Raw genomic sequence first — 20,392 nt, 5'->3', positions numbered from 1 at the left:
AGAGGTTTACTGACGATACCAGATCGTTATCGGCAGATTAGTTATTAAGTGAAACTTTTCGGAATATATTTTTGATACATGACGCCGATAGACTAACGCTTGTCGGGAATTCCGTATTTTCGCAGGCGATGAGCGATGGCGGTGTGCGAAGTATGCAGGCGATTGGCCAGTTGACGGGTTGAAGGGTAGTCCGCGTAAAGCTTTTCCAGCAGATTCCGCTCAAAGGCTTCGACGGCATGTTCGAGGCTGTCGATCGAGCTGTCGTTCTGACGGGCCACTGCAGTGCCGGCGATATCGAGGTCGCCTATATCCACTTGAGTGTGTTCGCAGATGGCAGCCGCGCGAAAAATAACGTTTTGCAATTGCCGCACATTGCCTGGCCAGCGGTTGCTAAGCAGGGCAGGGTAGGTGCCGGGTGCAAGCCTGCAGACCGGACGCTGAATCTGTGCGCACGCCTGCTCCATGAAGTACCGGGCCAGCAGCAGGATGTCCTGACCGCGCTCGCGCAACGGCGGAACCTCCAGATTGAGGACGTTAAGGCGGTAGAACAGGTCTTCGCGGAAGGTGCCTTCGCTGACCATCTTTTCCAGATCACGGTGGGTGGCGCTGAGAATGCGCACATTGACCCGCACTTCCCGATCGCCACCGACGCGCCGGAAGCTGCCATCGTTGAGAAAACGCAGCAGTTTGGCCTGCAGATAGGGTGACATTTCGCCGATTTCATCGAGAAATACGGTGCCTTGGTTGGCCAGTTCCATCAACCCCGGTTTGCCGCCACGCTGGGCGCCGGTAAAGGCCCCAGGGGCATAGCCGAACAGTTCGCTTTCGGCGAGGTTTTCCGGCAGCGCGGCGCAGTTCAGAGCCAGGAACGGTTCGCCGTGGCGGGCGCTGCTGGCGTGACACGCGCGGGCCACCAACTCTTTGCCGGTGCCGGTCTCGCCCTGAATCAGCAGCGGTGCGTCCAGCGCCGCCACACGTTGCGCCCGCGCCTTGAGCGTGCGGATGGCGGCCGAGTCACCGAGCAGGGCGTCGAAACCTTCGGCGTGATCGTGGTGCAATGCCGACAGGCGTTCGCCGATTCGACTGGGCAGGTACAGGGTAATCAACGCACCGGCTTCGGTGATCGGCGTGGCATCCAGCAGCAGCGCTTCTCCGTTCAGGGTGATCTCGCGCAGCGGCAGGCGAAAGCCGTTTTCCAGCAACGCGACGTGCAGACTGGAGTCGCTGAACAGCTCGCCGATGGATTCGCCCGCCGGCTCCCGGCCAATCAGTGCGATGAGTGCCGGGTTGGCCAGCAGCACATGTCCGGCGCTGTCCAGAGCCAGCACCGGGTCGGTCATGGCGGCGAGCAACGCGTCCAGTTGCAGGTGGCGACGCTGACCCGGAAGGATATCGACCACGGTGATAGCCTCGACACCACGGACCCGAAACAGCGCGTCCTTGAGCTCTTCAAGCATCTGATGGCTGAGCGTCGGGGCATCGATGTACACGTTGGGCGGCACCATCTCCACCGCGTCCAGATTCAGATTGCGTCCACCCAGGATTGCCAGCACTTCCTGGGTGATACCGACGCGGTCGATGAAGCTGACATGGATGCGCATGAGGCGTTGACGGCTCGCGAATGAGAAGGCGGCAAGTATGCCTTGTGGCGGCAGGTTTGGTGAAATCCGCTGGTGTGCTTCGGAGCCTGCCGTTCCTCACGCTACTGCACGATGGTGTTCTCCCGGATGCCTATCGTTCCTCACGCTCCCGCGTGGGATGCCTTTCGTGACGCTCTGAGTCATGGATTTATGCCGTCCCGCCTATTCAGGAGAGAACGCAGAGCGTCCAGAACGGCATGCCCACGCGGAGCATGGGCACGATGGTGTTTTCCGATGCCTCATTGCTGCCCGCTGGTGTTCTTGCAGGCACCTATCGTTCCTCACGCTCCAGCGTGGGAATGCCCTTCGTGACGCTCTGGGTCATGGATTTATGCCGTCCCGCCTATTCAGGAGAGAACGCAGAGCGTCCAGAACGGCATGCCCACGCGGAGCATGGGCACGATGGTGTTTTCCGATGCCTCATTGCTGCCCGCAGGTGTTCTTGCAGGCATCTATCGTTCCTCACGCTCCCGCGTTGGCTTACTCCAGATGCTCTGGATTAACCGGGTCGCCTGATTTGGCGTGGAGCTTGTCGCGAATGTCCGCGAACATTCGGTCGTAGTCCTTGTGCTGGGCGATGGGCAGTGCGGCCGAGTTGGGCAAGCCGCGCCTTATCGCGATGCGACTCGCATCGTGGGCGAAGTTGAAGGCAAGGTCGCGAGGCAACTGAAATTGCTCTTCGAACGGCTTGCCATTGATTTCGCCCTGCATGGTGAAGTGCATGGACGTGCCTTGCTTGGGATCTTCCTCCACGTTGTAGCGCAGGTGGATGTCATAGTTGATATCCGACGGTTGAAGCGCCACGTGGGTGAGGTGCAGATGGCCTGGCTCGTACATGAAGTGACTCCATCAAGTGGTGAGTGTGCTCAGTCAGACACTGACCGCGACCGGACGGTTCAGCCTTGTGCAGAGTGCTGCTCGCCTCATGCCGGCGCTCAACGGTCGATTTTGTCCGGCTCCGGTCTCGACCATATCCATAGATTGCCCAGCGCCATCCCCGTGAGCGCCAGGTACAGCCACCAGGCATGGCCGATCAGGCTCAGCATCACCACGGCACAGACAAGCATGCTGATGGTAGCGCTGATCTTGGCCTTGCGGGCGACCAGTCTGCCGTTGCGCCAGTTGTACAGAATCGGGCCGAACACACGATGGTTTTCCAGCCAGGCGTTCAGGCGCGGCGAACTGCGTGTTGCCGCCCACGCCGCCAGCAGAATGAATTCTGTGGTCGGCAGGCCGGGAACGAAGATCGCAACGATGCCTATGCCCAACGCGGTATAGGCGAGGATGCCGTATAAAAGGCGTGAAAGTCTTGAGCCGGGTGGTTTGTACGTCATGGTCTCTACAGGCAGGTTCGGGGAGCCCGGCCAGCTTAACAGCACCGGGCGCTTTTTCATGCCTGGGCCATGTCTGCAACGGGAGCATCGGCGTAGGCGTATTGCAGCAATACGTTGAAACGCTCGAATGCGGCGATGGCGCCGCGATCGAGTTCTGCTTCCTGTTCGGCAGTCATTGGCAGTTCATCAAGCGTTCTGACAAAGGCTTTCCAGCCGGCAGCCCGACCCCCGGCAGGCTCGCCCAGGTGCCGCGCACCAAAGCTGTCGCTCAGGTTCAAGGCCTGGGCTCGTTTGATCAGGAATGCTGCACCGAGCTTGGAACCTTCCGAGACGAACAGCCAGCCGAGCGCTTCTGCGCTGCCCGGTTTTTGTGCTGCACCTGCCAGCGGCAATGGAATGTCCATGTTCAGGTCGGCAAGGTCTGCCCTTGTCTGTTCGGCCCGGCAGCGTGCCGGGAGGTCGCTTATGATCGCTTCAAGGGCAGGGTCGCTGTAAAGGTGTTGCAGTTCGGTCTGGAACAGATACTGGGCAACCACGAAGCGCGAATAGCTGCCCAGCGTGTCAAACGGCGCATGGGCCTTGACCGCCTTGTCGAGCTGTTCATGTGGCGCGTGGGTGATCTGGTTCAGGCGTTGTGAACGCAGGGTCGGTGTGTTCGGGTCGAGAGGCATCGAAGTCTTCCTTGCTGAAAAATAGGGCTTGTTGAATGGACGAACAGCCAGCCCCGAGAGCGTAAAAAAAGCCTGCCGCCAGTGTTTGACGGCGGGCTTTCAGTCACTGTCGGGCTCAGATGTCCCACACCACGTTGACGCTGAAATTGCGTCCAGGCTGGGTCAGGCGATCAAGGTTTGCAGGTGCGGTAACGCCGGCTTCTCCCACGCCGTCGTAGCCGCGCACATCGTCCCAGCGCCAGTATTTTTTGTCGGTCAGGTTGTACAGGCCGGCATTCACGGTCACGTCGTTGCTGACCTTGTAATAACCGGTCAGGTCCAGAATGCCGAAGCCCGGTGTTCTGAACTGACTGGAGGTGCCGTCCGGCGTATAAAAGCTGCTGTCATCCACGCGTCTCTTGCGCTTGACCAGTGTCCAGCTCAACAGCCCGCCATAGTCATTGCGGTCGTAACCGAGCCCGACGACACCGGTCAGCGGGTTGACGCTGTTGAGTGGCTCGCCCGTATCGTTGTTGCGGCCGTGCAGATAGGCGATGGAGGCCTGGCTGTAAAGGCCGTTCGGGGCACCCAGACTGTCGAGGTTGATGCGGCCTTTCAGCTCGGCGCCTTTGAGGGTGGCGTGCCGGATGTTGTTGGACTGGAACGTGAGTTCGCTGTACACGGGTGTGATGGCGTCCTCGTTGATGAAATCGCGGTACTTGTTGTAGAACACCGCAATGTCGAACGAGCCTGACTCGAAACGACCGCGCAGGCCGGTTTCGTAACTTTTGCTGGTTTCGGGCTTCAGGTTCGGATTGGGTTCGACCACATAGCCGGCCGTCGGGTTTTCGAAGCGTCCGTATATCGACTTGGCCGAAGGGGTGCGAAAGCCTTCGGCATACTGGCCGTACCACGTGTAGGCATCACTGAGTGCGTAGGTCACGCCCAGCTTGGGTGACAGGCGATGCCAGGTCCGCGTTTCATCGTTCGCCTGGTCTGGGTCGGTCAGGCTGACCGATCTGAGGAATTGCGAGGTGAATGTCGGATCGAGCCGGGTGTGGTCGTAGCGCACGCCGGGCAGGAAGGTCCAGTCATTCCAGCTGATCTGGTCCTGTGCGAACAACGCGTAGCTGGTGATGGTCGGGTCGGGAAAATCACTCGTTGCGGCCAGCCGGTCGCTCGGGCTGTCCGCACCTACAGCGCGGCAGGAGCCGAAGACTCGCGCACAGGTGCCGCTGCCGCTGCGCAGTCCGGTGACTTTCTGACGCTTGATCGTTGTGCCGTAGGTCAGCACATGGTCAGTGCTGGCGATGGAGAATGCCTTGTCCAGCTGGGCATCGAGCACCCACTGTTTCTCCTGGTATTGCGTGTTGCGATCACGAATGACATCGCGGGAGAACGGAAAGTAGCGCTCCCGGGTACTCTGATCGGTTTTCGCGATCTGGTAGTTCAGGCTCCACTTGACGTTATCGACCAGCAGGCTGTCGAGGGCGAAGCTGTTTTCGATGCCGAAGCGCTCGCGGGTGATGGTGTCGTTACCCTCGCGTGACCGATACATCCCCAGACCGCTGCCGTTGGTGAACGGCCCACCGACTGCGCTTTTCAGATTGCTGTCGCGGTCGTCCTTGTACTTTTCATAGGCCAGCGCCAGACGCGAACCGTCGCCATAGTTCCAGCCCAGTTTGCCCAGCACGTTGGTACTGCGCGCATCCTGAGGGTTGGCTTGCGTGCGGCTCAAGCCGGTACCGCCGGTGCTGCCCCAGGATTCGGTTTCATGGCCATTGCGCTGGCTGAGGTGCAGCACGCCATCGAAATCGCCCTGACGGCCTGCAACGGTGGCCGAGTTGAGCCAGCTTTCGTCCGCGGAGCTATAGCCGGTCTTCAGCCGCGCGCCGACATCCTTGCCGGGCTTGATGATGTCGTCCGGGTCCAGTGTGTAGTAGCTGACCACGCCACCAATGGCGCTGCTGCCGTACAGGGCCGAAGCGGGACCGCGTAGAATTTCCACGCGCTTGATGATCTCCGGGTCGACATAGTTGCGGTGAGTCTGCGCATAGGGACCGGTGAAAAAGCTGTCGGGCACCTCGACGCCGTCGACCTGGGTCAGGATGCGGTTGCCGTCGATACCGCGAATGTTATAGCCGGTCGTGCCCGCACGCTGGCCTGCGCCACCCACGGAAACCCCCGGCTCGTAGCGCACCAGGTCACGGAGTGTGTTGACGTTGCTGCGATCCAGTTCCTCACGGGCATGTACGCTGACAGTGCTCGGCACTGTGGCGACATCCTGTGCCTGGCGTGTGGCGCTGACGGTGATCTGATCCAGCGCCAGGACGCCAGCGGTGGTGGCGCGTTTTTCCAGCACGACGCTGTTGTTGCCCAGATTGCGGTAGTTCAGCGAGCTGCCGGAGAGCATCCTTTCCAGGGCCTGAGCAGCGCTCAGTTCGCCGCTGGCTCCTGGAGAGATGACGTTTTGGGCCAGGCCCGCCGACATGCCTACCTGCCAGCCGGTCACGCGGCTGAACTCGTTCAGCGCCGATACCAGAGGTTGCTGACTGATCGAGAACGGGTAGGTGCCAGCCGGGCGTGTCGCCGGGGTGTCTGGACTGGCTGCACTGGCGTGTGCAATCTGCAGACTGCTGCCCAGTACCGCAATCGTCAGCAGAGAAAGCGTGAACCTTGCGCGTTGTCGGGCGACAGGCGTGAACGTGGATGACATCGGTAGCGCTCCCTGGGGTGTTGCTCGTCATAGTGTTTACAAGCTGTTTCAAAATGAGAATCAGTTGCATTGGCTATGACTAGACGAACGGGCAGTCGCTATCGAGTAAAAAAACTTTGCTTCAGTTGAGGATTACCAGTGCGGGCATTTCATGAATGCTTGCCGAGGTGATCTGCGCCAGCGAGCGCACTACGTCGAGCGGGTTGTCCAGGCGATAGTTGCCGGTAACGGCAACACGGTCCAGTTGCGCGTTGGTGCTGACGATCCAGCCGGGATAGTAACGACGCAGCTCAGTCAGGACCTCGCTCAGTGGGGAGTTGTCGAAGATCAGTCGGCCCTGCACCCAGGCCAGATCCCGCACCGGGTCAAGCTTTTCGCGGTGCCCGAAGCCGCCAGGCCCCACGCGAACACTGTCTCCAGCCCCCAGGCTGACGCTGGAGTCACCGTGGGTGGCATGCACGTCGACAGCGCCGCGCTGCACTTGCACCTGCGCGACGCCGTCCAGATAGCGCACCGAAAACGCGGTGCTGTTGGCGCTCATGCGTACCGGGCCTGCTTCGATTTCCAGCGGCAGCCCGGGTTTCGGCGTGACATCGAAGAAGGCTTCGCCCCGATACAAGCGGGCAGAGCGCTGTTTTTCTCCGATCTGGCTGGAGAAGGCCGAATCAGTGTTGAGCAGCACCTTCGAGCCGTCCGCCAGTTCCAGGCGCTGGCGTTCACCGACGACCGTCAGATGATCGGCCTGCAGGCGCAACGGCAGATTGCTGAAGCTGAACAGCCCCAGCAGCAACACCGCTGCAGTGGCCAGAGGTTTCCAGTGGGGGCGGACACGCTGCCATGCCGAGCGCTTGCGCGGTGGTGCAATCTTTTCCGCTGCGTGCCGAACCGGCTGCGAGCTCCAGAGTGTCCGGGCCTTCTCGAATGCGCGGGCATGTTCGGGATCGGCATTCAGCCATTCCTGAAAACGGGCCTGCTGTGCATCGTCTGCACCTTCCAGTTCGATCAGCCAGGTCAGGGCCTGATCCATTGCAGCGTTGCTCAACACGTCCTGCGCAATTGCGTGCGGGCGTTCTGTGTTCGGGGCCACGGTGTTCCTCGGTAATCCTGAAACTGTATCGATATGAGTCTGGCAGCGTGCGGCAGGGCTCAGGGCGGGTCAAGCCTGGAAAGAACGCCTACACAGATCGCCATGATCAGTTTCAATTCTTTTTGTACGGTACTGGCAGAGACCTGCAACTGCTCGGCAATTTCCAGATAACTGCGGCCATCGAGGCGGCTGAGGGTAAAGATTTTCTGCTGGCGCGGGCTCAGCGTGCTCAGACTGGCGCTGAGGCTTTCCAGCAGGCGCTTGGCGTGTGCAGCATCTTCGGGCGAGCCCAACTGAGCCACAACACTTTCGAGTCGCGCAGGCGACACGTCTTCGAGCATGGTCCGGCCATGGATGCGCCGCGCACGCAAATGGTCCAGCGCCAGGTTGCGAGCGGTCTGGAAAACGAAGGGTTCAAGATGATCGACGGGGTGTTCGGTCAATGCACGGCTGACGCGCAGCCAGGTTTCCTGGAGCAGGTCTTCGGCAGCGCTTTGATTGCCGACCATGCGTTGCAGAGTGCGTAAAAGAACCGGGCGCTGGGCCAGAAACACTTTGTTGAAGTCTGAGTGCGACACAGAGAAGCCTGACCGGAGATGCGAGCAAATGATAATGCTTCTCATCTTCTGGGCCGGTCAACCCTGCATCTGTAAATATTTGTCCGCAGACGCCCGGAACTGCATGCCCACGCAGTGCATGGGCATGAGAGCAGGTGTTGCTGGACAGCTATCCTTTACTGCGCGTTATGCAGTGCCAGGCAGTTGTCGAGCATGCGATTGGAGAACGCCCATTCGTTGTCGTACCACGACAGCACCTTGAGCAACTTGCCGCTGACCTTGGTGTGATTGGCGTCGAAGATCGACGACAGCGGGTTGTGGTTGAAGTCATGGGAGACCAGCGGCAGGGTGTTGTAACCGAGCACCTTGGAATGCTGACTGGCTTCTTTCATCAATGCGTTGACTTCATCAGCGGTGGTTTCGCGCTTCAGGGTCACGGTCAGGTCGACCAGCGAAACGTTGATGACTGGTACGCGTACCGCCATGCCGGTGAGTTTGCCTGCCAGCTCCGGCAGTACCAGGCCTACCGCTTCGGCAGCGCCGGTCTTGCTCGGGATCATCGACTGCGTGGCCGAGCGAGCGCGGTACGGATCGGTGTGATAGACATCGATCAGGTTCTGGTCGTTGGTGTAGGCATGAATGGTGGTCATCAGGCCGTTTTCGATACCCAGCTCGCGGTGCAGCACTTGGGCGACCGGGGCCAGGCAGTTGGTGGTGCACGAGGCGCTGGAGATGATCTGGTGCGACTGGCGCAGCGTGTCGTGGTTGACACCATAGACGATGGTGGCATCGGCACCGCTGGCTGGCGCGGAGATAATCACCTTGCGGGCGCCGGCGGTGAGGTGCGCGGCAGCCTTGTCGCGGCTGGTGAACAGACCGGTGCATTCGAACACCACGTCGATGTCCTGCGCTTTCCACGGCAGCTCGGCCGGATTGCGGATGGCACTGACCGAAATACGGTCACCATTGACGGTCAGGCTGTCCTTGTCGCACTCGACCGTGCCGCTGAATGGGCCGTGTACGGTGTCGAAGCGCAGCAGGTGTGCGTTCATTTCGCTGTCGCCAAGATCGTTGATGGCGACGACCTGCAGGTCCTGACGGTAGCCTTGGGTATACAGTGCGCGTAGGACGTTGCGGCCGATTCGGCCAAAACCGTTGATTGCGATACGAAGAGTCATACAGCCGTCCTTCTGAATTTGTTGTTGGAATTACAAGATTATTCTCATAGAAATAGAAAACAAGCCTTTTTAGTGGCAATATTTTGTTTTATCTACAACTACAAGCCTGAAAGGCACTCCCAGTTGATCGAGATCAGGGTTTTGCTCCCTGACAGTCACTGCTCGAAAACCGGAGCCGTCTTTACGGGTGACCTTAGACGTTAGCCTGGAGTTCATCACATGCATCCCCGCGTCCTTGAAGTAACCGAGCGTCTCATCGCCCGCAGTCGCGATACCCGTCAGCGCTACCTTCAATTGATTCGCGGCGCAGCGAGCGATGGCCCGATGCGCGGCAAGCTCCAATGCGCCAACTTTGCCCACGGCGTCGCTGCCTGCGGACCGGAAGACAAGCAAAGCCTGCGTCTGATGAACGCCGCCAACGTGGCAATCGTCTCCTCCTACAACGAGATGCTCTCGGCGCATCAGCCCTACGAACACTTCCCAGCCCAGATCAAACAGGCTTTACGTGACATTGGTTCGGTCGGTCAGTTTGCCGGTGGTGTGCCGGCCATGTGCGATGGCGTGACCCAGGGCGAGCCGGGCATGGAACTGGCCATTGCCAGCCGTGAAGTGATTGCCATGTCTACGGCGGTCGCCCTGTCACACAATATGTTCGATGCCGCGATGATGCTGGGCATCTGCGACAAGATCGTGCCCGGCCTGATGATGGGCGCGTTGCGTTTCGGTCATCTGCCGACCATTTTCGTGCCCGGCGGGCCGATGGTTTCTGGCATCTCCAACAAGGAAAAAGCCGACGTACGGCAGCGTTATGCGGAAGGCAAGGCCACCCGTGAAGAGTTGCTCGACTCGGAAATGAAGTCGTATCACGGTCCGGGAACCTGCACCTTCTACGGCACCGCCAACACCAACCAGCTGGTGATGGAAGTCATGGGCATGCACCTTCCGGGTGCTTCATTCGTCAATCCCTACACACCATTGCGTGACGCACTGACCGTTGAAGCGGCTCGCCAGGTGACGCGTCTGACCATGCAAAGTGGCAGCTTCATGCCGATCGGCGAGATCGTCGACGAGCGCTCGCTGGTCAACTCCATCGTTGCGCTGCACGCGACAGGCGGCTCGACCAACCACACGCTGCACATGCCGGCCATCGCTCAGGCCGCCGGCATTCAGCTGACCTGGCAGGACATGGCCGACCTGTCCGAAGTGGTACCGACCCTGAGTCACGTCTATCCCAACGGCAAGGCTGATATCAACCACTTCCAGGCGGCAGGCGGCATGTCGTTCCTGATTCGCGAGCTGTTGGCTGCCGGTCTGCTGCACGAAAACGTCAACACCGTGGCCGGTTATGGCCTGAGCCGTTACACCAAGGAGCCGTTCCTGGAAGACGGCAAACTGGTCTGGCGTGAAGGGCCGCTCGAAAGCCTCGATGAAAATATCCTGCGCCCGGTTGCCCGTCCGTTCTCGCCTGAAGGTGGCCTGCGGGTCATGGAAGGCAACCTGGGCCGTGGCGTGATGAAAGTGTCCGCCGTGGCTCCGGAGCATCAGATCGTCGAAGCGCCGGCCAAGGTGTTTCAGGATCAGAAAGAGCTGGCCGATGCCTTCAAGGCGGGCGAGCTGGAGTGCGATTTCGTCGCCGTGATGCGCTTCCAGGGCCCGCGCTGCAATGGCATGCCCGAGCTGCACAAGATGACGCCGTTTCTGGGTGTCCTTCAGGATCGCGGGTTCAAGGTTGCGCTGGTCACCGATGGACGCATGTCGGGCGCCTCGGGCAAGATCCCGGCGGCGATTCATGTCTGCCCGGAAGCGTTCGATGGTGGCCCGCTGGCGCTGGTGCGTGATGGTGATGTGATTCGCGTGGATGGTGTAAAAGGCACGTTACAAGTTCTGGTCGAAGCGTCAGAATTGGCCGCCAGAGAGCCGGCCATCAACCAGATCGACAACAGTGTCGGCTGCGGTCGCGAGCTTTTTGGATTCATGCGCATGGCCTTCAGCTCCGCAGAGCAAGGCGCCAGCGCCTTTACCTCTAGTCTGGAGACGCTTAAGTGAAGTTGGCCCTGGTCGGTGATATAGGCGGTACCAATGCACGTTTTGCCATTTGGGAAGACGACACGCTGCATTCTGTCCGGGTATTCCCGACCATTGACTACGCGGGCCCGGAGAAGGCCATCGAAGTCTATCTGCAGGATCTGGAGCTGCAGCGCGGCGATATCGGTCATGTATGCCTGGCGGTGGCCGGGCCGGTCGATGGCGATTTTTTCCAGTTCACCAACAGCCACTGGCAACTGAGCCGCAAGGCTTTCTGTGCCGACCTGCAGGTCGATGAACTGCTGCTGATCAACGACTTCACCGCCATGGCGCTGGGCATGACCCGGCTCAAGGACGATGAATACCTGACGGTTTGCCACGGTGTCGGCAAGCCTGATCGGCCGCGCGTGGTGGTGGGGCCCGGCACCGGGCTGGGCGTCGGTACGCTGATCAAACTCGAAGGCAGTCGCTGGATGGCGTTGCCGGGCGAGGGCGGTCATGCCGATCTGCCCATCGGCACTGCGCGCGAGGCACTGCTGTGGACGCGGTTGATGGCCGAGCACGAACATGTCAGCGCCGAAGTCGTGCTCAGCGGTGCGGGCTTGCTGTTGCTGTATCAGGTCAGCTGCGCGCTGGACGACATCGAACCGGTGCTCAAGTCGCCTGCCGCGATCACCACTGCTGCGCTGTCGGGCGACCCGGTAGCCGCAGCGGTACTGGAACAGTTCTGCGTGTTTCTCGGCAGAGTGGTCGGCAATCATGTGCTGGCCCTGGGCAGCCTGGGCGGGGTTTATATCGTCGGTGGCGTGGTGCCGCGCTTCACTGAGTTCTTCATCAACAGCGGGTTCAAGCGCGCCATGGCCGAGAAGGGCGTCATGAGCGACTATTTCAAAGGCTTGCCGGTGTGGCTGGTCACGGCTGAATACCCGGGCCTCATGGGTTCAGGCGTGGCCCTGCAACAGGCGTTTGGTGCGCAGATCTGAGCGATATGGCATAACAACAAAAATTCACAGCCAGACAAGGACGCTTCAACTTGAGCCCAGTCAGTAAATCGATCCTGTTGGTGGATGACGATCAGGAAATTCGCGAGTTGCTGGACACCTACCTGAGCCGCGCCGGTTTTCAGGTGCGCACGGTGGGGGACGGTGCGGATTTCCGCCGGGCGTTCAATGATGAACCGAGCGATCTGCTGATCCTTGACGTCATGCTGCCCGATGAAGACGGTTTCAGTCTGTGTCGCTGGATCCGCCAGCATCCGCGCCAACCGCATGTGCCGATCATCATGTTGACCGCCAGTTCGGACGAAGCCGACCGGGTAATCGGTCTTGAATTGGGGGCCGATGATTACCTGGGCAAACCGTTCAGCCCACGTGAGCTTCAGGCCCGCATCAAGGCGCTGCTGCGACGTGCCCAGTTCGGTCAGGAGCGTCCGGGTGGCGACGTGATCCTGTTTGATGAGTGGCGACTGGACATGGTCAGCCACCGACTGTTTCACAATGACGGCGAAGAGGTGATTCTGTCCGGCGCCGACTTCGCGCTGCTCAAACTGTTTCTCGACAACCCCCAGCAGATTCTCGACCGCGACACCATCGGCAATGCCACGCGTGGGCGTGAGCTGATGCCTCTGGAGCGAATCGTCGACATGGCGGTCAGTCGCCTGCGGCAGCGTCTGCGCGACACCGGCAAGTCACCACGTCTGATCCGCACCATTCGCGGCAGTGGTTACCTGCTGGCCGCGAACGTCAACTCGCAAGCAGGCAACGGCTATTAAACCGACTGGGGCAGGAGCGAAGAGAACCGGCCTGCCGCTGCCGCGCTCGTTGCTGGGGCGCATGTTGCTGCTGACCTTGCTGGCGGTTTTGCTGGCTCAGGCGCTGTCCAGCGTGATCTGGCTGTCACAGCTGCGTGCCACGCAGATGGAAGGCCTGGTGACCAGTGCACGCAGCCTGGCGTACTCGATGGCGGCCAGCGTCAGCTATTTTCGCTCATTGCCGCTGGCTTACCGGCCCATGGTGCTCGACCAGCTGCGCAGTATGGGCGGCACACGTTTCGTTGTGTCACTCAACGATCACCCGCTGGACATGCAGATCATGCAGCCCACCCCTCGCAAGCAGGCGGTGCTGGATGTGGTCGGCGAGGTGCTGCGCCAGCGTCTGGGCAATGGTCCGGATATCACCGTATGGTTTGCGCGGCCCGAAGAACTGCGGATTTTCAACAGCGGCCTGAAGCTCGACGAGTTGCCGCGTTCGTGGGCGCATTATGCGTTGACACTCGAGCCGGTGAACCCGCCAGTGCTGGTCACGCAAATCGAAATGGCGCCCGGCGAGTGGTTCTACATCGCTTCTCTTTTGCCTGAACCCTACACCTCGCTGGAGGAACAGGAACTGCCTCTTCAGCAGGTGTCGTTCATTGTCCTGACCAGCGCATTTCTGCTGTTGTTCATCGGTTTGCTGGTGCACTGGCAGAGTCGCCCGCTCAAGCGCCTGGCGCGGGCCGCACGGGACATGTCACTGGGCGCTGACGTCGAGCCTGTGGTTGAGGGCGGCGGCAGCGAAGTCATCGAGGTCAGCCGGGCGTTCAATGCCATGCGCACGCGGATCAGTCGCTACCTGACCGAGCGGGGGCAGTTGTTCAGTGCCATCTCCCATGATCTGCGTACGCCCATCACCCGTTTGCGCTTGCGGGTCGAGCTGCTTGAGGATGAGCAACTGCAACGCAAATTCAGTCGCGATCTGGACGAGCTGGAGTTGCTGGTCAAAGGCGCGCTGCAGTGCGTCAAGGACACCGACATTCATGAAAATATCGAGCCGGTGGACCTCAATGCGCTGCTTGAGTGTCTGGTCGAACCCTGGCTGCTTGCTGATGGCAACGGGCGGGTCACGCAGCAGGGTCAGGCACAGGCGGCCTATTCAGGCAAACCGCTGGCGCTCAAGCGCTGCATCGGCAACCTGATCGACAATGCGCTCAAATACGGTCACCGCGCGCACCTTAAGGTCGAGGACGATGCCCAGGCGTTCGTGCTGCATGTCGATGACGAAGGCCCTGGCGTTCCCGAGCAGCGTCTCGAACACGTTTTCGAACCGCATTTCCGTCTGGCAGGCAGTCAGCAGCAGGGCTATGGTCTCGGTCTGGGCATCGCGCGCAACATTGCCCACAGTCATGGCGGGGAAGTCAGTCTGCAGAACCTGCGTGATGGAGGGTTGCGGGTAACATTGTACCTGCCGAGAACGGCGGAATGAATTGCCGGGCAGTGGCTTTTGGCTAGTGATTACAGCGGTATTTGAATTGTCACCGTTCTGTGACAAACGCGCGTCCCTTCGTTACTGTCGTCGCCTCAGGCTTGGTTAGACTCCCACGAAGCGCAAGCACCAGACTTGCTCATGCATAACAACAAGAAAGGTCAATTCGATGAATTCCATGTCACGTCTCGCTGTTGTCATCTCTCTCGCTTCGTTGTTCCCTCTGAGCGCTAATGCCGCTGACTCCAAAGGCACCGTAGAAGTTGTGCACTGGTGGACGTCGGGTGGCGAGAAGGCTGCGGTCGATGTTCTGAAAGCTCAGGTTGAAAAGGACGGCTTTACCTGGAAGGACGGCGCCGTTGCAGGCGGCGGCGGCTCCACGGCCATGACCGTGCTCAAGAGCCGTGCGGTTGCTGGCAATCCTCCCGGTGTAGCCCAGATCAAAGGCCCGGATATCCAGGAGTGGGCCTCTACCGGTCTGCTCGATACCGATGCGCTGAAAGAGGTCGCCAAGTCCGAGAAGTGGGACTCCCTGCTGGACAAGAAAGTCTCCGACACCGTGAAGTACGACGGTGATTATGTAGCAGTGCCGGTGAACATTCACCGCGTCAACTGGCTGTGGATCAACCCTGAAGTCTTCAAGAAAGCCGGTATCGATAAGGCGCCGACTACGCTCGAAGAGTTTTATGCGGCAGGCGACAAGCTGAAAAAAGCCGGCTTCATCCCGCTTGCCCACGGTGGCCAGCCTTGGCAGGACAGCACCGTCTTTGAAGCTGTCGTGCTCTCGGTCATGGGCGCTGACGGCTACAAGAAAGCCCTGGTCGATCTGGACAACGGCGCGTTGACCGGCGCAGACATGGTCAAGTCGCTCACCGAACTCAAGAAAGTCGCGACCTACATGGATGCCGATGGCAAGGGCCAGGACTGGAATCTGGAAGCTGGCAAAGTCATCAATGGCAAGGCCGGCATGCAGATCATGGGTGACTGGGCCAAGAGTGAATGGACCGCAGCCAAAAAGGTCGCCGGCAAGGATTACCAGTGCGTAGCCTTCCCGGGCACCGAAAAGGCGTTTACCTACAACATCGACTCGCTGGCCGTCTTCAAGCAGAAAGACAAGGGCACGACTGCCGCACAGCAGGATCTGGCCAAGGTCGCCATGGGCGAGGACTTCCAGAAGGTCTTCAGCATCAACAAGGGTTCGATCCCGGTTCGTGAAGATATGCTGTCCGACATGAGCAAATACGGTTTCGACTCGTGTGCGCAAACCGCTGCGAAGGACTTCCTGGCTGATTCGAAAACCGGTGGTCTGCAGCCAAGCATGGCACACAACATGGCAACTACGCTGGCAGTGCAGGGCGCGTTCTTCGATGTGGTGACCAACTACATCAATGATCCGAAAGCTGATCCGGCCGAAACAGCCAAAAAGCTGGGCGCTGCGATCAAGTCTGCCAAGTAATTCGTTCTGAACCGCCTTTAACCGTCGTCCGCAGTGTTGAAATCCCTGGTTGATTTCACCTGCGGCTGCGGCCTGGATTCGATATACCGCATGGGATACTCCCGATGAGCTCTGTCGCTGCGAACAGCAAAGCCTCGCCAATGGATGCGCTGCAACGCTGGCTACCAAAACTGGTGCTGGCCCCCAGCATGTTCATCGTGCTGGTGGGTTTCTATGGCTACATCCTCTGGACATTCGCACTGTCGTTCACCAACTCGACGTTCCTGCCTTCCTACAAATGGGTCGGTCTGGCGCAGTACGCGCGTCTCATGGACAACGATCGCTGGTGGGTGGCAAGCAAGAACCTTGCTGTCTTTGGCGGGATGTTCATCGCAATCAGCCTGGTGATCGGTGTCCTGCTGGCCGTCCTGCTGGACCAGCGGATTCGTCGCGAGGGCATGATTCGTACTATCTACCTGTACCCGATGGCGCTGTCGATGATCGTCACCGGTACTGCCTGGAAATGGCTGCTCAACCCGGGTCTGGGTCTGGACAAGATGCTGCGTGACTGGGGCTGGGAAGGTTTTCGTTTCGACTGGCTGATTGACCAGGACCGCGTTGTGTACTGCCTGGTCATCGCCGCGGTATGGCAGTCCTCCGGCTTCGTCATGGCGTTGTTTCTGGCAGGTCTGCGTGGTGTCGATCAGTCTATCATTCGCGCGGCCCAGATGGATGGCGCGAGTTTGCCGATGATCTACTGGCGCGTCGTGCTGCCAAGCCTGCGTCCGGTGTTCTTCAGTGCCGTGATGATTCTTGCGCACATTGCGATCAAGAGTTTCGACCTGGTAGCCGCGATGACCGCCGGTGGCCCCGGTTATTCATCCGACCTGCCGGCGATGTTCATGTACTCGTTCACCTTTAGCCGCGGCCAGATGGGCATGGGTTCTGCCAGTGCGATTCTGATGCTCGGCGCGATCCTGGCGATTCTGGTGCCGTATCTGTATTCCGAGCTGAGGACCAAACGCCATGACTAGTCACGTTGGCAAACCGGGCATCAGCTTCAGTCGTGTTCTGATTTACGCCGTGCTGATGCTGGCCTGTCTGATTTATCTGGTGCCGCTGGTGGTGATGCTGTTCACCAGCTTCAAGACCCCCGAAGACATCGGCACCGGCAACCTGTTGAGCTGGCCGAGCGTAGTGACCGCAATCGGCTGGATAAAGGCCTGGGACCTGGTCGATGGTTATTTCTGGAATTCGATAAAAATCACCGTTCCGGCCGTGATCATCTCCACCGCAATCGGCGCGCTCAATGGCTATGTGCTGTCGATGTGGCGCTTCAAGGGCTCGCAGCTGTTCTTCGGTCTGTTGCTGTTCGGATGCTTTCTGCCGTTCCAGACCGTTTTGCTGCCGGCATCCTTCACACTGGGCAAGATGGGCCTCGCCAACACGACCACCGGGCTGGTGTTTGTTCATGTGGTCTACGGGCTGGCATTTACCACGCTATTCTTCCGTAACTACTACGTCAGCATTCCCGACGCGCTGGTCAAGGCTGCACGACTGGACGGTGCCGGTTTCTTCACCATCTTCGGGCGCATCATTCTGCCGATGTCCACGCCCATCGTGATGGTCTGCCTGATCTGGCAGTTCACCCAGATCTGGAACGATTTCCTGTTCGGCGTTGTGTTCTCCAGTGGCGATTCTCAGCCGATCACTGTGGCTCTGAACAATCTGGTCAACACCAGCACAGGTGCCAAGGAATACAACGTTGACATGGCGGCGGCGATGATTGCCGGCCTGCCGACACTGCTGGTCTACGTACTGGCTGGCAAGTATTTCCTGCGTGGGCTCACGGCCGGCGCGGTCAAGGGGTAATCATGGCGACTCTCGAATTACGCAACGTCAACAAGACCTACGGCAGCAACCTGCCGGACACACTCAAGAACATCGACCTGTCGATCAAGGATGGCGAGTTTCTGATCCTGGTCGGTCCATCGGGCTGCGGTAAATCCACACTGATGAACTGCATTGCCGGTCTGGAAAGCATCAGTGGCGGGGAGATTCTGATCGACGGCCAGGACGTCAGTGGCACCAGCCCCAAGGACCGCGACATCGCGATGGTCTTTCAGTCCTATGCCCTGTATCCGACCATGAGCGTGCGTGAAAACATCGCGTTCGGGTTAAAGATCCGCAAGATGCCGCAAGCCGACATCGACGCTGAAGTGGCTCGCGTTGCCAAGCTGTTACAGATCGAGCACCTGCTCAATCGCAAGCCGGGTCAGATGTCCGGTGGCCAGCAACAGCGTGTCGCGATGGGTCGTGCCCTGGCACGTCGACCGAAGATCTACCTGTTCGATGAGCCGCTGTCCAACCTCGACGCCAAGCTGCGCGTCGAAATGCGTACCGAAATGAAGCTGATGCATCAGCGCCTCAAAACCACCACCGTCTATGTGACCCACGATCAGATCGAGGCCATGACGCTGGGTGACAAGGTGGCGGTGATGAAGGACGGTATCGTCCAGCAGTTCGGTACGCCCAAGCAGATCTACACCGATCCGGCCAACCTGTTCGTCGCCAGTTTCATCGGTTCACCGCCGATGAACTTCATCCCGCTGCGCCTGCAACGCAAGGATGGTCAGTTGATCGCTGCGCTCGACAGTGGTCAGGCCCGTTGCGAACTGCCGGTGGGCGTGTCCGATGCAGGCCTTGAAGATCGAGAAATCATTCTCGGTGTTCGCCCTGAACAGATTATGCTGGCCGGCGCTGAATCGACCGGGCTGCCGACCATTCGTGCCGAGGTCCAGGTGACCGAGCCGACCGGCCCGGATACGCTGGTGTTCGTCACGCTCAACCAGAGCAAGGTCTGCTGTCGCCTTGCCCCGGATGTCGCACCGCAGGTGGGCGAAAGCCTTACCCTGCAGTTCGATCCTGCCAGGGTGCTGATTTTCGATGCTCAGAGCGGCGAGCGTCTTGGCGTGCTGGGAGCGCGGCAGGCGGCCGAACGGGAAAACAATGTGTCACCGGTCGAGCCGCAAGTGATAAATTGATTCAGCAACGAGCATCGCTGGCTGGCCGTTGGCTGCCAAAACGCACGGCCGACCAGCGAATACAAGGCAGTGAATGAAGCAACACGTCTACCAAAGCTAATAACAATAAAACGAGGATTGATGGGATGAAGAAGATCAACAAAGGTAAATCGCTTTCCCGGCTCCAGTTGGTATGCAAGCTGTCGGCGTTGGGTGCGATGGGTCTGGCAAGCAGTGTTCACGCCGCCGAGCCGTTTGCCGCAGATTCGCCCTGGATGACGGGTGACTGGGGTGGCAAGCGCACCGAGTTGCTGGACAAGGGTTATGACTTCTCGCTGGAATACGTTTCCGAGATGGCCAGCAACCTCAAAGGCGGCTACAACGACGACACCACCGGTCGTTACAGTGACCAGTTCGCGCTGGGCATGAAAGTCGATTTGCAGAAAGTTCTCGGCTGGCACGACGCAGAGTTCAAGCTGGCAATCACCGAACGTAGCGGTCGCAACATCTCCAATGACCGTATCGGCGATCCTCGCGCCGGTACACTCAGCTCCTCCCAGGAAGTCTGGGGCCGTGGTCAGACCTGGCGCCTGACACAGATGTGGATCAAGCAGAAGTACTTCGACGGCGCGCTGGACGTCAAGGCCGGCCGTTTCGGTCCAGGCGAAGACTTCAACAGCTTCCCGTGCGACTTCCAGAACCTGTCCTTCTGCGGCTCGCAGGTCGGTAACTACGTAAGCACCTGGTACAACTGGCCAATCAGCCAGTGGGCGTTGCGCATCAAGTACAACATCACGCCTGAAGTGTATGCCCAGGTGGGTGTGTACGAGCAGAACCCGTCCAACCTGGAAACAGGCAACGGCTTCAAGCTTAGCGGCAGTGGCACCGAAGGCATGATTCTGCCGGTCGAACTGGTCTGGACTCCATCCTTCAATTCGTTGCCCGGCGAGTACCGTATCGGTTACTACAAGAGCACGCCAAACGCCAACGATGTCTATGAAGACGTGAACGGTCAGCCGCAGGCTTTGACTGGCGCAGCGTTCAAGTCGCACAGCAGCAAGCATGGCTGGTGGGTCGTGGCTCAGCAACAACTGACCACTCATGACGGCGACGCCTCGCGCGGCCTGAGCATCTTTGCCAACGCCACCGTGCATGACAAGGAAACCAACTTCGTCGATAACTACCAGCAGATCGGTCTGACCTACAAGGGTCCGTTCAACTCGCGTCCGAAAGATGACATCGGTATCGGTATCGCCCGTATCCACGTCAACGACGATGTGCAGGATCGCGTGCGTCTGGCCAACCAGATCAGTGGCATCAACGACTACGATAACCCTGGCTTCCTGCCTGTTCAGAGCACTGAGTACAACTCTGAAATCTACTACGGCTTCCACGTCACCGACTGGCTGACCGTGCGTCCCAACCTGCAGTACATCAAACATCCTGGTGGCGTAGATCAGGTTGATGACGCGCTGGTTGCGGGCATCAAGATCCAGTCGAAGTTCTGA

Annotated in this window: 17 protein-coding genes; 9 read left to right on the top strand and 8 right to left on the bottom strand. The window is 59.5% G+C overall.

The window, feature by feature from the left end:
* Window positions 1–92 precede the first annotated feature (92 nt).
* The 8 genes from BLR20_RS09945 to gap all read right to left on the bottom strand — a co-directional run bounded on the left by BLR20_RS09945 (window position 93) and on the right by gap (window position 9,162).
* Window positions 93–1,601 carry a sigma-54-dependent transcriptional regulator gene (locus tag BLR20_RS09945; RefSeq protein WP_054993094.1) on the bottom strand — a complete coding sequence of 503 codons (1,509 nt, stop codon included), beginning with the start codon at window positions 1,599–1,601 and terminating at the stop codon, window positions 93–95.
* Between the two features lie 519 nt (window positions 1,602–2,120).
* Entirely contained in the window at window positions 2,121–2,477 is a 357-nt protein-coding gene (locus BLR20_RS09935) for a DUF5064 family protein (RefSeq protein ID WP_032615793.1), read from the bottom strand.
* A 98-nt stretch (window positions 2,478–2,575) separates the two neighbouring features.
* The gene (locus tag BLR20_RS09930; protein ID WP_010431683.1) at window positions 2,576–3,034 is read right to left on the bottom strand and encodes a YbaN family protein; all 459 of its coding nucleotides are present in this window, start codon (window positions 3,032–3,034) and stop codon (window positions 2,576–2,578) included.
* Window positions 3,031–3,645, bottom strand: a complete 615-nt coding sequence (locus BLR20_RS09925; protein WP_054993093.1) for a biliverdin-producing heme oxygenase — start codon at window positions 3,643–3,645, stop codon at window positions 3,031–3,033. The genes BLR20_RS09930 and BLR20_RS09925 overlap by 4 nt, the downstream gene beginning before the upstream one ends.
* 115 nt (window positions 3,646–3,760) lie before the next feature.
* A complete protein-coding gene (locus BLR20_RS09920) occupies window positions 3,761–6,340 on the bottom strand; it encodes a TonB-dependent receptor (protein ID WP_054993092.1) in 2,580 nt (859 codons plus the stop codon).
* Window positions 6,341–6,461: 121 nt separating this feature from the next.
* Window positions 6,462–7,427: a FecR family protein gene (locus tag BLR20_RS09915; RefSeq protein WP_054993091.1), complete on the bottom strand. Its 966-nt coding sequence runs from the start codon at window positions 7,425–7,427 to the stop codon at window positions 6,462–6,464.
* 59 nt (window positions 7,428–7,486) lie between these two features.
* Window positions 7,487–8,005, bottom strand: coding sequence for an RNA polymerase sigma factor (locus BLR20_RS09910; protein WP_032615785.1), 519 nt, complete (start codon window positions 8,003–8,005; stop codon window positions 7,487–7,489).
* 155 nt (window positions 8,006–8,160) lie between these two features.
* Window positions 8,161–9,162: a type I glyceraldehyde-3-phosphate dehydrogenase gene (gene gap, locus BLR20_RS09905; protein WP_005891405.1), complete on the bottom strand. Its 1,002-nt coding sequence runs from the start codon at window positions 9,160–9,162 to the stop codon at window positions 8,161–8,163.
* A 219-nt stretch (window positions 9,163–9,381) separates the two neighbouring features.
* Here gap and edd point away from each other — a divergent pair, with 219 nt between their 5' ends.
* The 9 genes from edd to BLR20_RS09860 all read left to right on the top strand — a co-directional run bounded on the left by edd (window position 9,382) and on the right by BLR20_RS09860 (window position 20,392).
* Window positions 9,382–11,208: a phosphogluconate dehydratase gene (gene edd / locus BLR20_RS09900; protein ID WP_010431703.1), complete on the top strand. Its 1,827-nt coding sequence runs from the start codon at window positions 9,382–9,384 to the stop codon at window positions 11,206–11,208.
* Window positions 11,205–12,170, top strand: a complete 966-nt coding sequence (locus BLR20_RS09895; RefSeq protein WP_054993090.1) for a glucokinase — start codon at window positions 11,205–11,207, stop codon at window positions 12,168–12,170. Before edd ends, BLR20_RS09895 begins: the two co-directional genes overlap by 4 nt.
* Before the next feature lie 50 nt (window positions 12,171–12,220).
* Window positions 12,221–12,958 (top strand): response regulator, encoded by a 738-nt coding sequence (locus BLR20_RS09890; protein WP_003408952.1) that lies wholly within the window; start codon window positions 12,221–12,223, stop codon window positions 12,956–12,958.
* 61 nt (window positions 12,959–13,019) lie between these two features.
* The gene (locus BLR20_RS09885) at window positions 13,020–14,426 is read left to right on the top strand and encodes an ATP-binding protein (protein WP_032615938.1); all 1,407 of its coding nucleotides are present in this window, start codon (window positions 13,020–13,022) and stop codon (window positions 14,424–14,426) included.
* 169 nt (window positions 14,427–14,595) lie between these two features.
* Window positions 14,596–15,882, top strand: coding sequence for an ABC transporter substrate-binding protein (locus BLR20_RS09880; protein ID WP_010431718.1), 1,287 nt, complete (start codon window positions 14,596–14,598; stop codon window positions 15,880–15,882).
* 104 nt (window positions 15,883–15,986) lie between these two features.
* Complete coding sequence (locus BLR20_RS09875; protein ID WP_003314048.1) at window positions 15,987–16,895, top strand: carbohydrate ABC transporter permease; 909 nt, start codon at window positions 15,987–15,989, stop codon at window positions 16,893–16,895.
* Complete coding sequence (locus BLR20_RS09870) at window positions 16,888–17,733, top strand: carbohydrate ABC transporter permease (protein WP_003433593.1); 846 nt, start codon at window positions 16,888–16,890, stop codon at window positions 17,731–17,733. Before BLR20_RS09875 ends, BLR20_RS09870 begins: the two co-directional genes overlap by 8 nt.
* 2 nt (window positions 17,734–17,735) lie before the next feature.
* A complete protein-coding gene (locus tag BLR20_RS09865; protein WP_054993089.1) occupies window positions 17,736–18,905 on the top strand; it encodes an ABC transporter ATP-binding protein in 1,170 nt (389 codons plus the stop codon).
* Window positions 18,906–19,030: 125 nt separating this feature from the next.
* Window positions 19,031–20,392 carry a carbohydrate porin gene (locus tag BLR20_RS09860; protein WP_054993088.1) on the top strand — a complete coding sequence of 454 codons (1,362 nt, stop codon included), beginning with the start codon at window positions 19,031–19,033 and terminating at the stop codon, window positions 20,390–20,392.

Origin of the sequence: Pseudomonas congelans (assembly GCF_900103225.1) — a bacterium.
GTDB classification, from domain to species: Bacteria; Pseudomonadota; Gammaproteobacteria; order Pseudomonadales; family Pseudomonadaceae; genus Aquipseudomonas; species Aquipseudomonas congelans.
This window is presented reverse-complemented; position numbering and strand designations above follow the sequence as displayed.